We start from the raw sequence: 4,498 nt of genomic DNA, 5'->3' as shown, positions 1-4,498 counted from the left end.
GCGCATGGAAACCCTGCGCCAGAAGGACGGCATCGCTGCCTTTCCGCGTCGCGCCGAGAGCGAGTACGACACCTTTGGCGTCGGCCACTCCAGCACCTCGATCAGTGCCGCGCTGGGCATGGCGATTGCCGCCCGCCTGCAAAACAGCGATCGCAAGGCGATCGCGGTGATCGGCGACGGCGCGTTGACCGCCGGCATGGCCTTCGAGGCGCTGAACCACGCGCCGGAAGTGAACGCCAACATGCTGGTGATCCTCAACGACAACGACATGTCGATCTCGCGCAACGTTGGCGGGCTGTCGAATTATCTGGCGAAGATTCTTTCCAGCCGTACCTACGCGAGCATGCGTGAGGGCAGCAAGAAAGTCCTGTCGCGCCTGCCCGGTGCCTGGGAAATCGCCCGTCGCACCGAAGAATACGCCAAGGGCATGCTGGTTCCCGGCACCCTGTTCGAAGAGCTGGGCTGGAACTACATCGGCCCGATCGACGGCCACGACCTGCCGACCCTGATCGCCACCCTGCGCAACATGCGCGATCTGAAAGGCCCGCAGTTCCTGCACATCGTCACCAAGAAAGGCAAAGGCTTCGCCCCGGCGGAAGTCGATCCGATCGGTTACCACGCGATCACCAAACTCGAACCTCTGGATGCTCCGGCCGCTGCGCCGAAAAAGGCCAGCGGGCCGAAGTATTCGGCGGTGTTCGGCGAATGGCTGTGTGACATGGCGGCGGCTGACCCGCGTCTGGTCGGGATCACCCCGGCGATGAAGGAAGGCTCGGACCTGGTGGCGTTCAGCGAACGCTTCCCGCTGCGCTACTTCGACGTGGCCATTGCCGAACAGCACGCCGTGACGTTCGCCGCCGGCATGGCCTGCGAAGGCGCCAAACCGGTGGTGGCGATCTACTCGACGTTCCTGCAACGCGGCTACGACCAGTTGGTGCATGACGTCGCGGTGCAGAACCTCGACGTGCTGTTCGCCATCGACCGCGCCGGTCTGGTGGGAGAAGACGGCCCGACTCACGCCGGCAGCTTCGACCTGTCGTACCTGCGCTGCATCCCGGGCATGGTCATCATGACCCCGAGCGATGAAAACGAACTGCGCAAGATGCTCACCACCGGCCACCTGTACAACGGCCCGGCGGCAGTGCGTTACCCGCGCGGCACCGGCCCGAATGCGACCATCGACAAGGATCTCGAGCCGATCGAAATCGGCAAAGGCATCGTCCGTCGTCAGGGCAGTAAAGTCGCTCTGCTGGTGTTCGGCGTGCAACTGACCGAAGCCCTGAAAGTCGCCGAGAAGCTGGATGCGACCGTGGTCGACATGCGCTTCGTCAAGCCACTGGATGAGGCACTGGTGCGCGAGATCGCCGCTGGCCACGAGCTGCTGGTGACGATCGAAGAGAACGCGATCATGGGCGGCGCCGGTGGCGCGGTCAGCGAGTTCCTGGCGCGGGAGAACATCCTCAAGTCGATCCTGCACCTGGGCTTGCCGGACATCTACGTCGAACATGCGAAACCCGCGCAAATGTTGGCCGAGTGCGGGCTGGACGAGGCCGGCATCGAGGCCGCGATCCGCGAGCGTCTGCAACTGCTTAACCGCTAATCCGCTAACACACCGTCCCTGTGGGAGCGGGCTTGCCCGCGAAGAGGTTGGCACATCCAGCATCCATGTTGATTGTGCCGACGCTTTCGCGGTCAAGCCCGCTCCCACAGTGTTTTGTGCCGCTACGAAATCTGTGTACACCTGAAAGACCTACGGATCACCGATGAACCGCTCGTGCCTCGCCCTGCCCCTCCTCTTGCTGACGACCGCCAGCGCTTTCGCCGAGACCTTCGAACGCGACGAAGCCCTGAAACTGCCGGACACACTGATCTCCGCCAACCGCCAGGTCGAAGCGCGCAACGACAGCAGCGCGGCCAATACCGTGTTCACTCGCGAAGACATCGACCGCCTGCAACCGGGCAGCGTCACCGATCTGCTGCAACGAGTGCCGGGCGTACAAGTGGCGCAGGCCGGCGGGCGCGGCAGTCTGCCGGGGATCTACATTCGTGGTACGCAGTCGGCGCAGAGTCTGGTGCTGGTCGACGGCCAGCGCATCGGCAGTTCGACTTCAGGCGACAGCAACCTGCAGCACCCGAACATCGACCAGATCGAGCGTGTTGAAGTGCTGCGTGGTTCGCGTTCAGTGATTTACGGCAGCGATGCGATTGGCGGGGTGATCCAGATCTTCACCCGACGCGGCACCGAGCAAAGTCTGCAACCGCGTCTGCACCTGGGCTTCGGCAGCCATCAGACCTGGGATCGTAGTCTGGGCCTTACCGGCGGTGACGAGAAAACCCGTTTCAATCTTGGCGCCAGTCTCGATGACACCGCCGGGCTCGACCGCACTCACGAGTCCTATCCCAGCGACAGTGATCACGACGCCTACCGCAACAAGTCCATCAGTCTGAGTCTCAGCCATGCGCTGACCGATGACATTGAAGTCGGCGCCAATCTGCTGGATAACCGTGGCAAAAGCGAGTTCGACAGTCCGTTTGGCAACTACCAACAGCAGCAATATAGCGACTTCAACGTTAGCAGCATCAGTAGTTACTTCGACGCACGGGTCAACAACATCTGGAAAACACGCATAGAGATCGGCCATACCGAGAACCGCGAGAAGACGCTAGATAAGCTCAGCGACGAACTCTACGTATTCAACACCTACCGCGATTCGGTGAACTGGCAGAACGACCTGACCCTGGATGCACGCAACAGCCTGATCCTCGGCGGCGACTGGTACGAAGACCGGATCAACAGCAGCACCGCGTTCGAGGAGAACAGCCGCTGGAACCGCGCCGCGTTCATCCAGCATCGGTACCAAGCCGACAGTTTTTCCACGGAACTCGGCCTGCGCCACGATGACAACCAGCAGTTCGGCGGCCAGAACACCTGGAGCGGCACCTTTACCCTGCCGCTGAACCCGAACAACGATCTGTTGCTCAGCTACAGCGAAGGCTTCCGCGCGCCGACCTTCAATGACCTGTATTACCCGGACTTCAGCAACCCGGCCCTGAAACCGGAAACCTCGAAAAGCTATGAGCTGCAATGGCGCAGCCAGTTGAGCGATAGCAGCCGCTTAGAGGCCTCGATCTATCGCACGGATCTGAAGAACGCGATTATCTCCGCCAACAATAAACCACCTGAAAACGTCGCCTCGGCGCGAATCAACGGCTTTGAAGCAGCGCTCAAGCAGGAGCTGTTCGGCTGGCAGAGCAACCTTGGCGTGGCGATCATCGACCCGCGTGATCGCGACACCGGGCACACCCTGGCTCGTCGCGCGCGGCGCACGATGAGTTGGGATCTGGATCGCCAGTTCGATCGACTGAGTCTGGGTGCCAGTTGGCAGGCGGTGAGCAGCAGCTACGACGACAAGGACAACACCCAGTCATTGGGCGGCTACGGCTTGATTGGCTTGCGGAGCAGTTGGGCGCTGAACCGCGAGATCAAACTGGATTTGAAGGTCGATAACCTGCTGGACAAGGGTTACAGCCGTGCACTGTACAGCTATGACGGCAGCCAGTATGGCTATCGCGAGGAAGGTCGGGCCTGGGTGTTTGGGGTGACCTGGACGCCGGGGCTCTAGACCTCGCCACAAAAATCAGCGTTGTGGCTGAAGGAGATGACAAAGCTTGGCGGTCGCCTCGATCATCTGCCCGCTCGGGCGTTCCAGCCCCTTATCCGTGACCAACAGCAACTGCCCACGCGCCACCGCATCCACCTGCGACCAGGCTTTCCAGGCATCAAGCTGGGCCTGATCGCCGGCCAGAATCACCTCGGGATTGCGCTGCAACACCGCCTCGATACTGACCTGCGGCGCCGGCAGGCTCAGGTCGGCGAACACGTTGCGCGCGCCACACAGCTCAAACGCATCGCTGATGATCTGCCCGCCACCAACGGTGTACAGCGGCTTGTCCCAGACTTGGTAGAACACCTTCAGCGGCGCGTCCCGGTGATAGTGTTGGCGCAGACCTTCGAGTTTGGCGCGCAACTGCGCCGCCAGTTTCACCCCTCGCTCAGGTCGCCCCAGTTGAGCGGCAATCGCTTCAATTTGCGCGGACAGCTGTTCAAGAGTGTGCGGTTCGGCGACATAAGTCGGAATATTCAGGCGTTTGAGCTGATCGCGTTGCGCCGGGCCGACACTGCCGGGCCACAACAGCAGCAAATCTGGCTTCAAACTGAGCAGGCGCTCCATGTCGAGCTGACCGTAGCGGCCCACTGACGGGACATCCTTGAGCGTCGCAGGACGCTCGCCGGCATCGAGCACACCGACCAGCAGATCAGCCGAATCCAGCTCAACGACGATTTCAGACAGGGAAGGCGCGAGGCTGACCACCCGCAGGCTCGCCAGCACCGGACCGGCGCAGGCCAGCAGCAGAACCGCCAGCCACAGACGGCGCATCAGCCGAGTTGACGCGGGATGCGATAGAGGTAGAACAGTACGGCGGTGGACAATGCCAG

At 61.9% G+C, this 4,498-nt stretch carries 3 protein-coding genes; 2 read left to right on the top strand and 1 reads right to left on the bottom strand.

Features of this window, described 5'->3' with window-relative positions:
• The coding region (dxs, locus tag DBR24_RS30550; RefSeq protein WP_128616539.1) for a 1-deoxy-D-xylulose-5-phosphate synthase at positions 1-1,600 on the top strand (1,600 nt) is incomplete at its 5' end.
• 163 nt (positions 1,601-1,763) lie between these two features.
• On the top strand, positions 1,764-3,623 hold the full coding sequence (locus DBR24_RS30540; protein WP_128616538.1) for a TonB-dependent receptor domain-containing protein: 1,860 nt from the start codon (positions 1,764-1,766) through the stop codon (positions 3,621-3,623).
• 15 nt (positions 3,624-3,638) lie between these two features.
• Here the strand turns inward: DBR24_RS30540 and DBR24_RS30535 are convergent, their stop codons facing one another.
• Positions 3,639-4,439 carry a cobalamin-binding protein gene (locus DBR24_RS30535; RefSeq protein WP_128616540.1) on the bottom strand — a complete coding sequence of 267 codons (801 nt, stop codon included), beginning with the start codon at positions 4,437-4,439 and terminating at the stop codon, positions 3,639-3,641.
• Between the last annotated feature and the right edge of the window lie 59 nt (positions 4,440-4,498).

It is taken from the genome of Pseudomonas sp. HMWF006 (assembly GCF_003061205.1).
Taxonomy (GTDB): domain Bacteria; phylum Pseudomonadota; class Gammaproteobacteria; order Pseudomonadales; family Pseudomonadaceae; genus Aquipseudomonas; species Aquipseudomonas monsensis.
The sequence above is the reverse complement of the archived record's forward strand: the minus strand, read 5'-3'. Positions and strand labels throughout refer to the sequence as shown.